This is a genomic window from Actinopolyspora mortivallis (genome assembly GCF_003001495.1).
Classification (GTDB): domain Bacteria; phylum Actinomycetota; class Actinomycetes; order Mycobacteriales; family Pseudonocardiaceae; genus Actinopolyspora; species Actinopolyspora mortivallis_A.
The window spans coordinates 132,601-150,087 of the sequence record NZ_PVSR01000002.1 but is presented as its reverse complement, the minus strand read 5'-3'; the positions used below and the strand labels follow the sequence as shown (position 1 = coordinate 150,087).

Sequence of the window (17,487 nt, the reverse complement as noted above, 5' to 3'; positions counted from 1 at the left end):
GTTCATCTTCCTTGATTCGCCGCTTCACCTTTTCGGTTTAACGTCCTTACCGCCAGTGCAGAACTCGGCCGGTGACCTCCGGTCGCAGCAGCGTGAAAAGGGGCTACCTGTGCAGCACAGTACTGTCAGACGTGCTGCCGCCGGTACGGCGGCAGTGGCGCTGACCCTGGTTCTCGGAGCGTGCGGTGCCGCCAACGAGCAGAACTCGTCCGGTGACGGATCCGGACTGTCCGGAACCCTCGACGGTGCCGGCGCCAGCTCCCAGGAGGCCGCACAGCAGGCCTGGCGTGCGGCTTTCTCCGACAAGAACCCGGATCTGACGGTCAACTACGCGCCGATCGGATCCGGCGGTGGCCGGGAACGCTTCGTCTCCGGCGCCACCGACTTCGGGGGCACCGACGCGGCACTGGAGGGCGAGGAACTCTCCGGAGCCAAGGAGCGCTGCGGCGGTCTCGTCGAACTGCCGGTGTACGTCTCCCCGGTCGCCGTGGCCTTCAACCTCGACGGCGTCGACGAGCTGAAGCTGCGCCCCGCCACCATCGCCAAGATCTTCGACCAGAAGATCACCAAGTGGAACGACCCCGAGATCGCCGAGACGAACCCGGACGTCGAACTGCCGGACACCCAGATCACGCCGGTGAACCGCTCCGACGAGTCCGGGACCACGGAGAACTTCACCGACTACCTGTCCGCCGCGGCCCCCGAGGCGTGGCCGCACGAGGTCAGCGGCAACTGGCCGGTCCCCGGCGGGGAGGCCGCCAAGGGAACCTCCGGCGTCAAGAACGCCATCGACGCCGGCCAGGGAACCATCGGCTACCTCGACGCCAGCCAGGTGGGTGAGCTGGGCACGGTGGCCGTCGGAGTGGGCGAGGAGTTCGTCTCCTACTCCCCCGAGGCGGCGGCCAAGGTGCTCGAGGTCTCCGAGCGGAAGAAGAACCAGGGCGAGCACGTGTTCGCCTACGACCTGGCACGGGACACCCGGTCCTCCGGCACCTACCCCATCGTGCTGGTCTCCTACGGCATGGCCTGCACCGACTACGACGACTCCGAGACGGGGGAGCTGGTCCGTGCCTACTTCGAGTACATCCTGAGCGAGCAGGGCCAGCAGAAGGCGGCCGAGGCGGCCGGATCCGCCCCGATCTCCCAGGCGTTGCGACAGAAGCTGCGTCCGGCGGTGGAGGCCATCGGCTCGGGCAGCTGACCGATGACCACGTGCCCGGGCCGGAGCTCCGGCCCGGGCACGACAGTCACCAGAGAGATCGGTTCGAGGGTGGGCCACCGGCAGCGTCGCCGTCCCACCCGGAAACCCGGAGGGACCGTTCGTGACCAAGACAGGGCGGAACACCGTGGAAGGCCCCAGTACGTACAAACGTCCCGCGGACCGGATATTCCGGGGGATCACCACCGGAGCGGGTGTGCTGATCCTGCTGGTGCTGGCCGGAGTGGCGGTGTTCCTGTTGGCCGAGGCCTGGCCGGCCTTCACGGCACCGGACTCGGAGATCCCCGGCGAGGGAGGGCTCGTCGTCTACATCTGGCCGCTGGTGTTCGGCACCCTGCTGGCCGCGACGCTGGCCCTGGTGGTGGCCGCCCCCCTGGCCGTGTTGATCGCGCTGTTCATCACCCACTACGCACCACGCAGGATCGCCCAGTTCCTGGGATACGTGATCGACCTGCTCGCGGCCGTGCCGAGCATCATCTACGGGCTGTGGGGGTTCACGGTGCTGGCCCCGGCGACCCTGGCCCCCACCGGCTGGTTGGCGGACAACCTCGGTTTCGTTCCCCTGTTCGCGGGACCCGCCTCCACCACGGGACGCACCATGTTCACCACCGTGCTGGTGCTGGCCGTGATGATCCTGCCGATCATCACCGCCGTCATCCGCGAGGCCTTCCTGCAGACCCCCAAGCTGTACGAGGAGGCCTCGCTGGCGCTGGGGGCCACCCGACTGGAGATGATCAGGATGGCCGTGCTGCCCTTCGGCAGGTCCAGCATCCTGAGCGGCTCCATGCTCGGCCTCGGACGTGCGCTGGGCGAGACCATGGCCGTCGCGATCGTGCTCTCCGCCTCGGGCGGAGTCACGTTCAACCTGATCAGTTCCGGCAACCCCGCCACGATCGCGGCCAACATCGCGCTGGAGTTCCCCGAGTCCTCGGGCGTGGCCATCGACACCCTGATCGCGTCCGGCCTGGTGCTGTTCGCCATCACGCTGATCGTCAACATGATCGCCCGCGCGGTCATCAACCGTCGCACCGACCTTTCCGGAGCCAGTTGATGAGCACCCCTACCGAAACCCGGCCCGCTTCTGCGGACACGGAGCCACCGAGGGACAGGACACGCCTGGTTCGCGGCTCGCTGCCGCGCTGGGCTCCGTGGGCGACCCTGGGAGGGTCCGCCCTCCTTGCCGCCGTGCCGACGGCCGTGGCCACGGGCTTCTCCCTGATCTTCTTCGCCTTCTGCCTGGCCCTGTGCTACGTGGTCGGGATCTTCCTGTGGTCCCGCTCGGTCGAGGGCGCCCGCAAGGCGGCGGACCGCGCGTTCACCGCCGTGGTCACCTCGGCCTTCGCCCTCGCGCTGACCCCGCTGGTCTCGGTGGTGATCACCGTGGTCTCCAAGGGCGTCCAGCGGTTCGACACCGAGTTCTTCACCTACTCGATGCGCGGGGTGGTCGGTGCCGGCGGGGGCGCCTACCACGCGATCGTCGGCACCCTGGTCACGAGCGGGCTCGCGACGCTGATGTCGGTGCCGATCGGACTGTGCACCGCGATCTACCTGGTCGAGTACGGGCGCGGCAGGCTGGCCCGGGGCATCACGTTCTTCGTGGACGTGATGACCGGCATCCCCTCCATCGTGGCCGGACTGTTCGCCTATGCGCTGTTCACGCTCGTGTTCGGACCGGGCACGGTCAACGGTTTCTCCGGGGCGATCGCGCTGAGCGTGCTGATGATCCCCATCGTGGTGCGCTCCAGCGAGGAAATGATCAAGATCGTTCCCGACGATCTGCGCGAGGCGGCCTTCGCCCTGGGCACGCCGAAGTGGAAGGTCATCCTGCGGGTGGTGCTGCCCACCGCGGTCGCCGGCATCAGCACCGGGGTCACCCTGGCCGTGGCCCGCGTGGTCGGGGAGACCGCCCCGTTGCTCATCGCCGCCGGCACCACGGCCAGCACGAACTTCAACCCGTTCTCCGGGCAGATGGCCACCCTGTCGGTGTTCTCCTACTACGAGTACGCGAGCCCGGGAGTGCCGCCGGAACCCTACCTGGAGCGGGCCTGGACCGCCGCGCTGACGCTCATGGCCATCGTGATGGTGCTCAACCTGGTGGCGCGGTCGTTCTCCCTGCTGTTCGCCCCGAAAACCCGTAGCTGAACCCTCTGACCGGATCAGGAGCCGAGCATGGCCAAACACATCGAAGTCCGGGACCTCAACATCTACTACGGTTCCTTCCGGGCGGTGCGGGACGTGTCCATGACCATCCACCCGTGCGCCATCACCGCGCTGATCGGACCTTCCGGCTGTGGCAAGTCCACCTATCTGCGGGCTCTCAACCGTATGCACGAGCTGGTTCCCGCCGCCCGCGTGGAGGGGGAGGTCGTCATGGACGACCAGGACCTGTACGCGCCGGGAATGGACCCCGTCGAGGTGCGCAAACACGTGGGCATGGTCTTCCAGCGCCCCAACCCCTTCCCGACCATGTCCGTCTACGACAACGTCGCCGCGGGGCTGCGGCTGAACCACAGGCGGATGCGCAAGTCCGAGATGGACGACATCGTGGAGGAGTCCCTGCGAGGGGCGAACCTCTGGGAGGAGGTCAAGGACCGGCTGGACAAACCGGGTTCCGGGCTCTCCGGTGGGCAGCAGCAGCGTCTCTGCATCGCCAGGGCGATCGCGGTCAAACCCGACGTGCTGCTGATGGACGAGCCGTGCTCGGCCCTGGACCCGATATCGACCCACGCCATCGAGGACCTCATGGCCGGGCTCAAGGAGAACTACACGATCGTCATCGTCACCCACAACATGCAGCAGGCCGCCCGGGTCAGCAACTACACCGGTTTCTTCAACATCGGCGGCACCGGAGAGCCCGGGGAGCTCGTGGAGATCGACGAGACCCCGAAGATCTTCTCGACCCCCGCACACACCTCCACCGAGGAGTACATCTCCGGTCGCTTCGGATAGTTCGACCCGTCGCCGGTTCGCGTGACCGCACGGAGCGGAAGGCGACGTCGCCCGGTCGGCAGTTCCCGCATGCCGCTGCCGCGGGGTAGGTTGCACACACGACCGGGCAAGTCGACCGAGGGGCGAGTCCGAAGTGTCCAGCGACGAAGCGAGCGAACCCTCCCCAGTGCCCTCTCCCCACGGGCAGCTGCGACTGGCGCTGGCGCTGCGTGGCGGGGCCAGCATGGCCGTGTGGACCGGCGGCGCGGTGGCCGAGGTGGACCGGCTGCGCCGCTGGACACGTCCGGAACGGGACACCGACGAGGGGCAACGCCATCCCTGGGCGGAACTGGCCGAACTGGCCGGATACGACTCGGTGGAGGTGGACGTGCTCGCGGGAACCTCGGCGGGAGGACTCAACGCGACCCTGCTGTCGGCCTCCCTGGTGTACGGAATGCCCTTCGGCAGGATGCGTCGGGCGTGGGTACGACTGGCCGATCTGGAGGCGATGGCCCGTCCCGTCCCCCGACCGTGGCAGGCTCGTCCCCCGTCCCTGCTGGAGGGGGACGGGTACTTCCGGCGCGAACTGGCCGCCCTGCTCACCGAGGGGATCACCGACGGTTCCGCCGAGTCCCCCGCCTCCCGGGTGGAGCTGCTGCTCACGGCGACCCTGCTGGATCCGCTCACCGAACGACGCTTCGACGCCGCCGGAGTGGAGTTCGGCCAGGCGCGCCGTCGGGCCGTGTTCCGCTTCAGCCACCGGGGGCGGCCGGGCGACCCGCTCAGCGACTTCGGAGATCCCGAGCGTCCCCGGAACACGGCACGGTCGTTGGCCCAGGCGGCCCGCACCACCTCCTCGTTCCCCTTCGCCTTCGAACCGGCCGCCTTCCGGTCCGCGCCCTCCGCGGAACGGGGCGGGGGCTCCGACGGCGGGACGGCCCCGCCGAACATGTACGGGTTGTTCTCCGAGACCTCCACCGACCACGACGGGGTTTTCCGGGCCGTGGACGGCGGGGTGCTGGACAACATTCCGGTGACGGCCGCGCTCGACACGATCGAGCGTCTGGAGGCGCGCGGCCCCACGGAACGTAGGCTGCTCTACCTCAACCCCGAACCCGATCCTCCCGAGCCGTCGGAGCGCACGGCCGGATTCGCCCGGGCCGTGACCGCCACGGCCCTGCGGGCGAAACTGGGCCAGGAGAGCCTGCTCACCGACATCGAGGCGATCGAGGAGCACAACCACCGCGTCCGGCGGTCCTCCGGCAGACGGAACTCCGTGTTCGCCGAACTGGCCACGACGCCCCGGGCCGAGCGCTGGCAGTGGCTGAGCGCCCGGATCCAGGCGGTGCACACCGAGCACGCCGAACAGTTCGCCCGGATGCGCGCCGAAAGGGTGCACACGCTGCTGACCTCGCCCGAGGACGTCGCGACGCCCCCCTTGGCTGCTCCGCTGTCCGGTCAGGCCGTCGAGGAGTGGTCCGCCACCGCCTGCGGCGCGCTGCGCGAGCGCCTGGTGCGTCGGCACCGGCAGGCGGCGGTCCACCGTCCGGCCGAGTCCTTCGACGACGTGGAGGCCCTGCTGGCCGCCGTGGACGAGTGCCTGCGCTGGGTCCGTTGCCTCCAGGCGCGCTGCCCGTCCCGGGTGGAACGCTTCGGCCCCTCCAAGAGCGGGCTGTACCGGCTGCGCATGGTCGTGGAGACACTGCGGGGAAACCTCGACCGCTGTTGGCTCCACGCCGCCCGCGAGGAGCCCGTGTTCACCGCCACGGACCTGGACGAGTGGATCGAGCGGGTCCGGACCCGCGTCCATCGACTGCAACACTCCCTTCCCGCCCCCGTCGAGTCCGAACTGCGGCCCTTGCTGGACGGGGTCCTCGGAACGGAGGAGGGGGTGGACGCCCTCTTCCAGCGGCAGCTGTCCGAGTTCACCGAGGAACTCGCCTCCACTGTGGAGTCCTCCGCCGAGGGGGTGGCCGGTTCCGGAACGGACTCGCTCTCCGAGATGTGGGCCGTGCTGGACCGGATCGCTGCGCGGCTGCTCGGTGTCGTCGAGGAGGCGGACCTGCGTGAGCTGGACGGGGTGACACGTGCCCTGCTGGAAACGGCCTCCGACGGGGACACGGCGCGGCTGCTGCGGACGGTGGTGGTTCTCGGTGTTCCGCTGGGGGTGTCCGGCGACGAGGGAAAACAGGTCCTCCTCCACCGGGTGGCCGGGGACAGGCAGAGTCCGCTGCCGTTCGACTCCCTGCGGGATCCGACGGGCCGGATTCCCGTACCGGACAAGGTGCGGGGCTCGGGGATGGGCAACTTCGCCGCCTTCCTGTCGGCCAAGTGGCGGGCGAACGACTGGATGTGGGGACGACTCGACGCCGTGGGCGGGCTCGTGGACCTGCTCGTCGCTCCCGAGCGGTTGCTCCGTCAGGCCGACTCCCTCGGAGCGACCGGAGTGGGGGACAGGCTGCAGGCGATCCTCAGCCGCCCCACCGGTGCGGAACTCGGGGAGCTGGACGAGTCCACCGCCCGACAGTGGCGTGAGTTCCTCGCCCGGCGTTGGGCCGAACGTGCCGGTGCCGTGCGGGCGGAACTGGACGCCCTGTTCGCGAACCCGCACGAGGGACACGCCCTGAGCGAGACCAGAGCGGCCGTCACGGAGCGTCTGCAATGGACCGTGGTGGCCGAGGAACTGCCGTTCGTGGAGGCGGTGCGTTCCGGTGCCGATCCGTTCGCGGACGAGGTTCCCCCCACACGGGATCCGGGTCGGCTGGAAACCGCCGTACGGAACTACGACGTGGGCCGACAGCGCCGCGAGGATCTCGCCGAGGACCGGATGGCCTCGGTGGCTCTCCGCTTCACGCTGGTGGCGCACCGGGCCCTGCTTCCCCCGTGGAACGGGTTCCGCACCGCGCTCGCCGCGCTCGGTGCCACGGTGGCGAAACCGCTGATCCTGCTGGTCGCCTTCGGCATGGCCGCGCCCCGGCGGGCCGCCGTCTGCGTCGGTTCCGGGGCCGCCGCCGTGGCCCTGGGGGACTTCGGGAGGTCCGCCTCCGGGGCAGATGGCGAGGGGTTCTGGGACTGGATGCGGATCTACGAGACCTCCGCCGATCCGCCCGGTGTCCTCGGTGTGCTGGCCGTCCCGCTCGCGCTGCTCGCGGCCGTGCGGTGGGGGTGGCTGCGGATCCCGCGAGCCAGCGGGCGAGGGGCCCGCTGGCTGGGAGGGCTCACGGCCGGTGGGCTGCTTCTCGCGCTCGGTCCCTGGCTGCTCGGGTCCGGGGTACGGCTGGGGCCTCTCGGGGTGCTCATGGTGGCGGTGTGGATCACCTGGTACGGCGGGTTCGCCCTGCGCCGGGGCGGACGTGTCGCCGCCACGGTGCTCACCACGGTCGTGTTCGGAGCCGTGCTCGCGACGGCCGTGGCCGCCGGATGGTCCCCTTCGGACTGGCTGCTGTGGTCGGCTCTGGGCACCGTGGTGGGGCAGACTCTGCTGCTGAGCACGGTCGACGTGCTGCCTGCCCGACCTCGTCCCGAGGGCACGGGCCGGCGTGCTCCCTCGTCCGAGCCCACGGCCGGGTCCGAACGGGAGACCACGGAAGACTCCCGGGTCCCGACGGGATGAGCCGAACGCCACACGGTGCCGAGTGAGCCGGCTTCCGGACCCACTGGGTGGGTGTGTTCCGGCGGGTGGTTCTACGATTCCGGTGTGTCGGATCCGCACAGTCCCCCCGGGCCCGCTCCGGGCGCCCGCCCCGAACCGTCCACCTCCGTTCCGGGAAGCGGCGTGGTCTCCCCGGAGCCGGGAACACCGTTCGACATGCTCGCGCGCACCCCGGCGCACCGCTGGTGGCGGCCCGCCCTGACGGTGCCGGTCTTCGCGGTGACGGCGGCGGTCTCGATGGTGGTCGTGACGGTGCTGTTCGCGGGGACGGTGCTGGTCACGATGCCGGTTCGGGTCCTCGGCGTGATGGTGGAACCGGAGCTGGGGCCGCGGCACCTGCTGGATCCGCTGTGGGTGCTGTTCTTCGGCTTCGTGGTGCTGGTCGCCCTGCTGCCTCCGGCCGTGCTGGCCGCACGGTGGCCCCAGCGCAGAAGTCCCATGGGACTGTTCAGCGTAAGCGGAGCTCCCCGGACGCGCTGGTTCGGCGCCGTACTGTGGCGGGGGCTGCTCGTGTTCGGCGTGACCTTCGGGCTGGGACTGCTGCTGGGCGTGTTGGCGGGGGCTCCTCCCGGTGGGGACTTTCCGGGTTGGTGGGCGTACTCGTCGATCGTGCTGATCGCCGTGCTCGTGGTGCCGTTGCAGAGCGCCACCGAGGAGGTGGTCTTCCGGGGGTTGTTGCTGCAGACGGTGAACGCGTGGCTCCGCGTGCCGTGGCCGGGGATCGTGCTCTCCTCGTTGGTCTTCCTGTCCGGACACGGCTACACCGACCCGCTGGTGTGGGGCCAGCTGCTGCTGATGGCGGTGGTCATGTGCTGGCTCAGCATCCGCACCGGCGGTTTGGAGGCGGCGATCGCGCTGCACGTCAGCAACAACGCGCTGAGCCTGGTCGTGGGAGGACTGTACGGCGTTCCCGGCCTGGAACAGAGCGGCAACTACCCCCTCGTGCAGGTGCTGCCCCTGGCGGTGGCCGTGCTGGTGTACGCGTGGCTGGTCGACCGGGAGGCGGAGCGGAGACGAGTGGCTACCGTGGTCGGCGGCAGGGTACCGATCCATCCGCTCACTCTGCGACCCTGCCGGGCCTCACGGGCTGAAGCCCCGCCGTCCTGAGGGGTAAACTGGTTGCGACAGGACATTCGGCAGGTTTCGGGCCGAGCGATGGTGATGCCCCCGGTGACATGCTCGGCCGAGGCGGGCCACGACGGGGGTGGTGTCGACGGATCCCCATCGGGCCGTGCCGGGCCGGTGGTGCAGCGTGAACGACGTGTCTCGGCCGAGAACGTCGGTGGTAACGGAGGTGTCTACGGTGAGCAGCCCGTTCTACGGCGGTGCCCGGTCCAATCCGGGACTTCCCAGTCTGCCCACCCCGCCGAGTGGTTGGCCGGTCGGCTCCTACAGCACGTACGAGGAGGCGCAGCGCGCCGTCGATCACCTCGCGGACAACGACTTCCCCGTGCAGGAGGTGACCATCGTCGGGGTGGACCTGATGTTGGTCGAGCGGGTGACCGGAAGGCTCAGCTGGGCCCGGGTGCTCGGGGGCGGGGCCGCCTCGGGGGCCTGGTTCGGTCTGTTCGTCGGGCTGATCATGGGTATCTTCTCGGCCCAGGACGCCTGGTTGGGACCGGTGTTGGTGGGACTGGGCACCGGTGTCGTCTTCGGTCTCGTGTTCGCCGCGGTCACCTACGCCTCCACCAGGGGACGCCGGGACTTCTCCTCGTCGAGTCAGATCGTGGCGGGGCGCTACGACGTGTTGAGCCAGCCCGGTCACGCCGAACAGGCCCGGGACATGCTCGCCCGGCTCGCCATGGGAGGTCCGGCCCCGCAGCAGTGACGTCCCCGTGTCCGCGTGGAGGTGTCCGTCCGGAACGGGACCGACCCTTCGACTCGATGCTCCTCCGGTTCGGTCAGGGAATGCTGCGGCCGAACATCTGGGTCCAGTAGTGCTTCCACTCGCTGTCGGGGTTCGTGGAGTGTCCGACGCCGATGTCGGTGAACGCGCAGTTGAGAATGTTTCGGCGGTGTGCGGGGCTGTTGATCCACTGCTCGAAGGTCTTCTCGGCGGTGGTGTTGCCCGCCGCGACGTTCTCCCCCACGTACTGGGAGGGATAGCCCGCCGCGCGGGCACGGGTCGCGGCCCGGTGACCCCGGCTGCCGACGTGTCCGAGGTACCCGTTGTCGGCCATGTCGGCGCTGTGCAGGCGGGCGGTTCTGGCCAGCCGTGGATTCGGGTGGACCTTCGGGCATCCGGCCTGCTGCCGTGCCCGGTTGGTCAGTTCCACGATGCGGTGTGTCCGGTCGGTCGGTTCGTGGCGTTCCTGGGGGGCGGCGGGACCCTGGAACGGAAGCAGAGCGCTGATCAGGGTGGGAAGCAGAATCAGTCCCGGTTTCGTGTTCATACGCGTTCCTTCGTTCGTCCGTACACGACGTCCGGGAGTGTTTGTACCGCAGCCGGAAACAGAACCGTGCCGCGCGACCTCCACCGAGGGACGCGCGGCACGGGAAGAACACTCGTTCGGGGGGAAACCGCCACTCAGATCTGATGGGCGATGATCAGGAACACCGCCAGGATCCATCCGTTGATCAGTGTGCACAGCACGGCGAGTTTGTTGGGCACGAGACGGGACATGCTTCCTCCAGGTAGGGCTCGAAACGTGTTGCTCGGATGCGTTGGACACGTTTGTTCGGGCGTGGATTCCGCAGCACGATGTGGCCCGTGTGCTCTCCCGGAGTCAGCGCGCCTGACCTGCGGCGCGGGTACTCACGGAAGCCACGTGCCACACCGCGCCGGGTTTTCGTTGATGCCTGGAGTCGCGGGAGGTCCGCCGCGGAAACAGCGGGTTCCGGTTCCGTCGTGCGACCGTCGCCGAGGCCCGTGCCGGAAGGCGGTCCAGGAGGATCCGCGGCCCCGGCGGTAGAGGCTTCCGCATTCTTCCCTCCCAACAACGCTCGTCGTCTCGGTGGTTTGTCCGACGGTTTCCGGAGGATCCGTCGACCCGGTTCTTCCGGCCCTGTCCGGAACATCGTTCCGGGGGCGCGCGATGTTACTTCCGCGATCACAACCAGTTGTTCCTGCGGAAGATCTTGAACAGGACGACGCAGGCGAACATCATCACCAGCAGCGTCACCGGATAGCCGAACGCCCATTCGGTCTCCGGCATTATCCGGAAATTCATGCCGTAGATCCCGGCGATCATGGTGGGGGTGGAGATGATCGCCACCCAGGCCGAGATCTTGCGCATGTCGGTGTTCTGTTGCAGGGTGATCTTCGCCAGCGTGGCGTCCACCAGGGTGGTCAGCAGCTCGTCGAAGGAGGCCACGCGTTCGGACACCGTGACGAGGTGGTCCTCCACGTCTCGGAAGTAGGAACGCACCTGGTCCGGGACGTGGGCCGTGTATCCTCCCGCGAGTCGTTGCAGGGGCTGGGAGAGCGGCATGACCGCCCTGCGCAGCTGCATGACCTCGCGTTTCATCAGGTAGATCTGTTCGGCGTCGATGCTGGTGCGCGGGGCGAACACCTCCGTCTCGATGGTGTCTATGTCGTCCTGCACGGACTCGGTGACCTCCAGGTAACTGTCGACCACGTGGTCGGCGATGCCGTGCACCACCGCGGAGGGACCCAGGGCCAGGTGTTCCGGGGACTGCTCCAGCTCGGTGCGCACCCTGGTCAGCTCCGCCTGACGTCCGTGTCGGACGGTGATCACGAAGTCCCGGCCGAGGAAGATCATGAGTTCGCCGCTCTCCACGATCTCGCTGTTGGTGGCCCTGGCCCGGTCCGGGACGTAGTGCACCGTCTTGAGCACCATGAACAGGGTGTCGTCGTAGCGTTCGAGTTTGGGGCGTTGGTGCGCGTGCACGGCGTCCTCGACGGCGAGCTCGTGGAGCCCGAAGGTCTCGGCCACGCCGTTGATCTGCCGCTGGTCCGGTTCGTGCAGTCCGATCCAGACGAAACCGTTGCGCCGGGAACGCACTTCGGACATCGCCTGCTCGTGCGTCCACTCCCCGGGCAGTCGCACGCCGTCCACGTACACGGCGCAGTCCACGACGGAGGTGGATCCCCGCGGGGAGGAGGACACGGAAGAACGACGCCGGTTCCCGGCGCGGGGCGACCTGTTGCGCAGGCCGAGCGTGGGAATGCTGAACACGATGACCTCCGGGGACGGGACGCGTCGTGCGAGGGGGCGTCACATGCGCATCCCGGCCGGATCGTCGGCGATCACCGGTCGACGGGCTCGTGGATCAGGGTCCCGGGTAGGGTCCACCGGTCTTCGCGCGGCTGATCACACCGGCGGGGATGCGGCCGATACTGCACGGCGAGGCACTGTCCGCGCCGCTGGCGCCTTCCGTGGAACTCGGCACGTACCCTCACCTCCAATCAGCTCGGCTGCGGGGCGGCGGCCCGTGTGGACCACTCGTCCATCCTACTCGTCCTGTCCCGGAGGTCGTGGGGTGGTGCTTCCCGACGGAGAATCCGGTCGTGTGGACTGTGTGACTATTGGTTCCTTCGGGTGAAATTCACGGGTGGCGCGGAGGTGGCACCGCCGAGGCGTGATCAGTGACATCCTTCGATGTCAACGACATGTAGGTGAATTTCTGTGTGCCATCACCCGAAAGGAGGGTTCATTTCTTCCGAACACGACGTCAGCGGGGGAGCTGTCCCCACTCGCGCAGCAGCTCGGGCAGCCCCTCGGTCAGCGCCCCGGAATCGGACAGTGTGGTGAATGTCGCACTGTCGGCCCATGTCGCCGCGTCGGCGTCGTCACCTGCGAGGAGTTCCTCCTCCGAGGTGTGGCAGGCGTAGTCCACTATGTGGTAGACGCCGTGTGATCCGGATCGCGTGATCCGGCCGACCGCCCCGCCCACCACCACGTGGAGCCCCGTTTCCTCGGCGACCTCGCGACGCAGTGCGGCGTGGTCGTCCTCACCGGGTTCGACCCGCCCTCCCGGCAGGGACCACATGCCCTGCCCAGGTTCGTTGGCTCTCCTGACCAACAACAGCCGTCCCCGTCGGTCGTGGATCACGGCGCCGACGCAGTGGATCACCGGAGCCTCGGACTCTCTCATGGACACACAGGGTAGTGATTCGGGCACCGGTGTCACGACACTGACCCGAGTGCGCTAAAAACCTGCCGTACAGGCACTGAGTGCGGTACAACGGATCAGCAGGTTCCAGCACCAGTACAGGTTCAGTCCAGACGGGGTGGGTAACAGTGAACATCAAGAAGATCCTCACATGGGCCGGGATCGCGTTCCTCCTGTTCTTTCTCATCTCGGCGCCGTCCCAGGCGAGTGAAGTGGTCAACGGGATTCTCGACAGCCTGCGTCAGGCGGCGGAGGCTGTGATCACCTTCATGCAGAACCTCTTCCAGTAGGTGGGAGCGCCTGCGTCCGTGGTCGTGATCCCGTCCTGATCGGACAGGTCCGGCCCGACCACGTCCGGCTCACCGAGGCGAGCCCGGTTCCGGGGCCGGTGTCGACACCGTCATCGGCCCCGCGAGAGCAAGACACCGAGCCACGAGGGTGGTTTCCATGTTCGCACCGCGAGATCCGGGTGAGTACCTGCTCGACACCGAACGGCGTGTGATTCGGGTTCGCAGACACTGGGCGTGCCTCGTGTGGGACATCTTCGAGGCGTCCGGCCTGCTGCTCGGGATCATGATGATCTCCGTGCTGCTCCCCGAGGGGAACTGGCTGCTGCAGAACATCCTCTGGTACGGAGGGTTGTTCGTCCTGCTGCGCTTCATCTACCAGGTGCTGGACTGGTACGTGGAGCGGATCGTGGTCACGGACAAGAGGTTCATGATCACCGAGGGGATCTTCACCACCTCCGTGCAGATGATGCCCGTCACCAAGGTCACCGACCTGACCTACTCGCGCAGTGTTCCGGGGAGGATGCTGGGCTACGGCACGCTGATCGTCGAGTCGGCCGGGCAGATCCAGGCCCTCAACCGGATCGAGTACCTGCCCAACCCGGAGGAGGTCTTCGACGCCATCTCCTCCCTGGTCTTCGGCGAGAAGAAGGCCCAGCAGGACCGTTTCTCGATGCTCAAGGCACGGCGTGCCGCCGTGGGGCGTGGCAAGACCAAGATAGCCGAATGAAGGCGAAGGCGTCCGCGGACACGGCTCCCGAGCAGCGGGAACATGAGTCACACTGTCGGGTGTGCGAATAGATCTGCATGTGCATTCCACCGAGTCCGACGGGACGGAGACCCCCACGGAACTCGTCCGGACGGCCGTCGACGCCGGTCTGGACGTCATCGCGTTGACCGACCACGACACCACCGCGGGCTGGGCGGAGGTCGAGCGGGCCGTGCGGGAACACGGTCACCGCTCCTTCCGGGTGGTCCCCGGTGCGGAGCTCTCCTGCAGCAGCGCCGACGGGCGTGGTGGCAGCACGACGGTCCACCTGCTCGCCTACCTCTTCGACCCCGCCTCGCGGGCGCTGGTGGAGGAGCAGGTCAGGCTGCGTTCCGAACGACGCGGGCGGCTGGAACAGATGGCCCGTCGCATGGCCGCCGACGGCTTCCCCGTGGACCCGGACGGGTTGATGGCGGCACTGCCACCGGACTCCCCCGGAGGACGTCCGCACCTGGCCAGGGCCCTCGTCGAGGGCGGCACCGTGGAAACGGTCACCGAGGCCTTCGACAGGTACCTGGGCACCGGCGGCCCCTACTACCTCCCGCGCACCGACACGCCGGTGGAGAAGGCCATCGAGATGATCACCGAGGCCGGAGGGGTCACGGTGCTGGCGCACCCCTTCGCCGCCTCCCGGGGCACCACCGTGACCGCGGAGGTCATCGCGGAACTGGCCGGTCACGGACTGCGTGGTGTGGAGGTCGACCACCCCGACCACGGTGAGCGGGCGCGACGCGAACTGCGGGGACTGGCCTCCGAACTGGGGCTCCTCGTCACCGGCGGAAGTGACTACCACGGCACGAACAAGAGCATCGAGATCGGTAGTCGGGGAGCCGATCCCGAGGTGTTGGACCGGCTCAACGCCGAGTGCGCGGGAAGCAAGATCATCGGCTGAGGCCGTCCCCGTTCCCGGCCGTTCCGGGCGTGGTGGCCGGGTCGACGGCGGAAGGCGCCGAACTGCGTAGTGTGGAACCCGTGCGGTTCCAGCTCGCCTTCGACGGTATGCCGGACGGGCCGGTGCGGGTGACCCCGGCCAGGCTCGCCGCGTGGTCGGCGTGCCCGCGCCGTTACCGTTTCGGCTATGTGGACCGGCCCCGCCCGCCCCGGGGGCCGGCCCTGCCCCACACCACCCTCGGGGCGGTCCTGCACAACGCGCTGCGTGCCTTCTACGAGGAACCACCCGAACGGCGTACCGGGGAACGGGTCCGCGAGCTGGTGCGCGGGCACTGGAGGGACGACGGCTTCGCCGACCGGCGGCACTCGGCGGAGTTCCTGGTCCGGGCCCAGGACTGGCTGTCCGAGTACGTGGAACGGGTGGCGGCGACCGCGAAACCGGTCGGTGTCGAAAAATGGGTCAGCGCCACCACGGGTAGGATCATCGTGCAGGGGCGTGTGGATCGCGTCGACGAGCGCGACGGTGAGTTCGTGATCGTCGACTACAAGGCGGGCAAACGGGCTCCGGACGGCGAGGAAGCGCGGAACTCCCTGGCCCTGGCGCTGTACGCACTGGCGTTGCGGGGCATGTCGCACGTGCGGTGTCGCCAGGTCGAGCTGCACCACCTGCGCACCGCCGAAGTGGTGCGGTGGCGGCACACCGCTGACTCCCTCGCGGAACACCGCGAGCGGGCCGAACGACTGGCCCGGCAGTCCCGGGAGGCGACCGCCGCCCTCGGGCGGGGAGACTCCCCGGACCGGGTTTTCCCGCCCCGCCCCGGCGGACAGTGCGCGGGGTGCGAGTTCCGGAGACACTGCCCGGAGGGGCAGCGTGCGGTTCCCGTGGTCGATCCCCGGGCCCTGCTGGGGGAGTGAAGCGTGCAACCGAGCGAGACCGGTGAGGACGGAGCAATGCGGGCATCATCCGCTCGACGTGCCGACGGAACGGCGGCGGAGGCCGGAGAGCACCTCGACGACGAGGAGACCCTCCCACTCGGTCCTCGTCCGCGGGAGACTCCCGCGGAGACCACGCGGCCGTCTCCCGGCGGGGAGGGAAGAATGGGCAGAGCACTTCGTGGACTGAGCGGTGGGCTGACCGCGGGGTTGCTGGTGCTCACCGTGGTGCTCTGCGGCGTACAGCTCTGGGGACTCGGACGGGGAAACATCGGTCCGGGCTGGACCACGCTGGCCGGACACGCCCTCGGGAGCGCGGTGGCCCTGTTCACGCAGCTCCGCGCCGACCGCTCCCACCGCCGGGCCCCGGTGGTGGGTTACTCCCTCGGGGCGCTCGGGGTCGTACTCGTGGTACTGGTCCAGTGGTGGTGGTCCTGACCGCGGGCCCGTGCCGTCTGTTCGCGGAGGAACCGCGACGGGCGGCGGTTCACCGGTAGGCGACGAGTTCGGGGCCCTGCTGCTCCAGGACCGTCCTTCCCACCACCGTGTCGAACACCGGACCGTCGTGGCCCCGTCGGTCCAGCGGGATGACCCGTGTTCTCTCGCCGGTGTCGGGTGAGTGCACCGCCAGCCCCGCCGGCACCGGAACCAACCGTTTCCCTCCCATGGCCGTCGCCGGGCCCACGGTGTCCCGAACCGTCCACAGCGGACGTAGGGTGCGTCGGTCGAGGGTGACGGTGTCCCTGCCGGTGTACCAGGACACGTCTCCGGCCCGCTGGGTCGCCTCGATCAGCACGTTGGCCCCGGAGTCCGGGGGCGGGCCGAGACGTACCCGGTGTTCCTCCAGGAGGGCACCGGACATGTCGTAGATCACCAGTCGTTGTTCACCGCGAAGCGCCACGGCGACCCGGTCCCGGTTCACCGCCACCACGCTGGCTCGGTCGCCGCGCAGCACGGTGCTCATCACCTCTTCGGGCTGCTCGTTGTCCTCGGGGTTGGCCTTGAGCACCGTCACCCTGTCCCGCCGTGTGCCGGGGCACTCCGCGATGACGCCGACCCGGCGGTCCCCCACGGCCAGCCCGGAGTACTCGCACTCCGGGCGGCGCAGGTTGTTGTCCGGGATCTTGACGTCGACGGGAACACCGTACTGCTGGGTCCGCACGAGATCGGAACGCCACGTCTCGAAGAGAGCCCGGCCGGTGGCCGTGACGTAGTTCCCGTCGGACAGCAGCCTGGTTGCCGGTCCCACGTCACTGTTGCGCTGCGGCTGGCGGGTGCCGTCGGAGCCGTTCAGGGAGGTCACGGCGCTGCAGTAGTCGCCCGTCCGGTGGACGGCTATCGCACGTCGCCACTCGGAACCGACGGTGCACAGCGGTCTGTCCCTGCGGTAACTCCAGTGGACCCTTCCGTCGACCGGGTCCCGTCCGGAGACCGTGCCGCCCTCGCCGGTGACCACGGCCGGACCGGCCACCACGGGACGGGGGGTGGCACTGCTCGGGGCGTGCCACACCCGTGCCAGCTCGTCGGGAACCCTCCGGGCCGGTTCCACGGGGGAGAGCGGTTCGTCCGCCGTCTCCAGCTCGGTCGCCCGGGCGGCGCTGAACCACCAGAGGGTGGTGCCGCCACAGAGCACGGCGACGGTCAGCACCAGCGCCGCGAGGATGTCGCCCTTCGTCCGCTGCTCCGGCCGTACCACTCTCACCCCGGTCGTCGCTCAGTCGCTCGTCGGAAG

16 protein-coding genes are annotated in these 17,487 nt (G+C 69.1%); 12 read left to right on the top strand and 4 right to left on the bottom strand.

Annotation, left to right across the window (positions count from 1 at the left end; all coding sequences use genetic code 11):
* Nucleotides 1-109 precede the first annotated feature (109 nt).
* From pstS to CEP50_RS03100, 7 genes are all read left to right on the top strand, one after another.
* Nucleotides 110-1,201: a phosphate ABC transporter substrate-binding protein PstS gene (gene pstS, locus CEP50_RS03130; protein ID WP_106112393.1), complete on the top strand. Its 1,092-nt coding sequence runs from the start codon at nt 110-112 to the stop codon at nt 1,199-1,201.
* A gap of 121 nt (nt 1,202-1,322) precedes the next feature.
* Nucleotides 1,323-2,270 (top strand): phosphate ABC transporter permease subunit PstC, encoded by a 948-nt coding sequence (gene pstC, locus CEP50_RS03125; protein ID WP_181188184.1) that lies wholly within the window; start codon nt 1,323-1,325, stop codon nt 2,268-2,270.
* Nucleotides 2,270-3,361, top strand: a complete 1,092-nt coding sequence (gene pstA, locus CEP50_RS03120; protein ID WP_181188183.1) for a phosphate ABC transporter permease PstA — start codon at nt 2,270-2,272, stop codon at nt 3,359-3,361. Before pstC ends, pstA begins: the two co-directional genes overlap by 1 nt.
* Before the next feature lie 27 nt (nt 3,362-3,388).
* Complete coding sequence (gene pstB, locus CEP50_RS03115) at nt 3,389-4,168, top strand: phosphate ABC transporter ATP-binding protein PstB (RefSeq protein ID WP_106112391.1); 780 nt, start codon at nt 3,389-3,391, stop codon at nt 4,166-4,168.
* A 133-nt stretch (nt 4,169-4,301) separates the two neighbouring features.
* Nucleotides 4,302-7,760 (top strand): patatin-like protein, encoded by a 3,459-nt coding sequence (locus CEP50_RS03110; RefSeq protein WP_258174777.1) that lies wholly within the window; start codon nt 4,302-4,304, stop codon nt 7,758-7,760.
* An 84-nt stretch (nt 7,761-7,844) separates the two neighbouring features.
* Nucleotides 7,845-8,906: a CPBP family intramembrane glutamic endopeptidase gene (locus CEP50_RS03105; protein ID WP_258174774.1), complete on the top strand. Its 1,062-nt coding sequence runs from the start codon at nt 7,845-7,847 to the stop codon at nt 8,904-8,906.
* Between the two features lie 196 nt (nt 8,907-9,102).
* On the top strand, nt 9,103-9,627 hold the full coding sequence (locus CEP50_RS03100; protein ID WP_106112388.1) for a general stress protein: 525 nt from the start codon (nt 9,103-9,105) through the stop codon (nt 9,625-9,627).
* 73 nt (nt 9,628-9,700) lie between these two features.
* On the opposite strand, the gene CEP50_RS03095 is transcribed toward CEP50_RS03100, so the two are convergent.
* From CEP50_RS03095 to CEP50_RS03085, 3 genes are all read right to left on the bottom strand, one after another.
* Nucleotides 9,701-10,192 (bottom strand): CAP domain-containing protein, encoded by a 492-nt coding sequence (locus CEP50_RS03095; RefSeq protein WP_106112387.1) that lies wholly within the window; start codon nt 10,190-10,192, stop codon nt 9,701-9,703.
* 657 nt (nt 10,193-10,849) lie between these two features.
* The gene (gene corA / locus CEP50_RS03090) at nt 10,850-11,938 is read right to left on the bottom strand and encodes a magnesium/cobalt transporter CorA (protein WP_106112386.1); all 1,089 of its coding nucleotides are present in this window, start codon (nt 11,936-11,938) and stop codon (nt 10,850-10,852) included.
* Between the two features lie 496 nt (nt 11,939-12,434).
* Nucleotides 12,435-12,857: an NUDIX domain-containing protein gene (locus tag CEP50_RS03085; protein WP_181188182.1), complete on the bottom strand. Its 423-nt coding sequence runs from the start codon at nt 12,855-12,857 to the stop codon at nt 12,435-12,437.
* Between the two features lie 146 nt (nt 12,858-13,003).
* Here CEP50_RS03085 and CEP50_RS20020 point away from each other — a divergent pair, with 146 nt between their 5' ends.
* The 5 genes from CEP50_RS20020 (at nt 13,004) to CEP50_RS03065 (ending at nt 16,193) form a co-directional block, all read left to right on the top strand.
* Entirely contained in the window at nt 13,004-13,165 is a 162-nt protein-coding gene (locus CEP50_RS20020; protein ID WP_019853250.1) for a hypothetical protein, read from the top strand.
* A gap of 157 nt (nt 13,166-13,322) precedes the next feature.
* Nucleotides 13,323-13,892, top strand: coding sequence for a PH domain-containing protein (locus CEP50_RS03080; protein ID WP_019853251.1), 570 nt, complete (start codon nt 13,323-13,325; stop codon nt 13,890-13,892).
* Nucleotides 13,893-13,953: 61 nt separating this feature from the next.
* Nucleotides 13,954-14,823 carry a PHP domain-containing protein gene (locus CEP50_RS03075; RefSeq protein WP_258174770.1) on the top strand — a complete coding sequence of 290 codons (870 nt, stop codon included), beginning with the start codon at nt 13,954-13,956 and terminating at the stop codon, nt 14,821-14,823.
* Nucleotides 14,824-14,903: 80 nt separating this feature from the next.
* Nucleotides 14,904-15,737: a RecB family exonuclease gene (locus CEP50_RS03070; RefSeq protein ID WP_258174768.1), complete on the top strand. Its 834-nt coding sequence runs from the start codon at nt 14,904-14,906 to the stop codon at nt 15,735-15,737.
* A gap of 36 nt (nt 15,738-15,773) precedes the next feature.
* Nucleotides 15,774-16,193: a hypothetical protein gene (locus tag CEP50_RS03065; RefSeq protein ID WP_258174766.1), complete on the top strand. Its 420-nt coding sequence runs from the start codon at nt 15,774-15,776 to the stop codon at nt 16,191-16,193.
* A gap of 49 nt (nt 16,194-16,242) precedes the next feature.
* On the opposite strand, the gene CEP50_RS03060 is transcribed toward CEP50_RS03065, so the two are convergent.
* Nucleotides 16,243-17,457 carry an Rv3212 family protein gene (locus tag CEP50_RS03060; protein WP_258174764.1) on the bottom strand — a complete coding sequence of 405 codons (1,215 nt, stop codon included), beginning with the start codon at nt 17,455-17,457 and terminating at the stop codon, nt 16,243-16,245.
* Between the last annotated feature and the right edge of the window lie 30 nt (nt 17,458-17,487).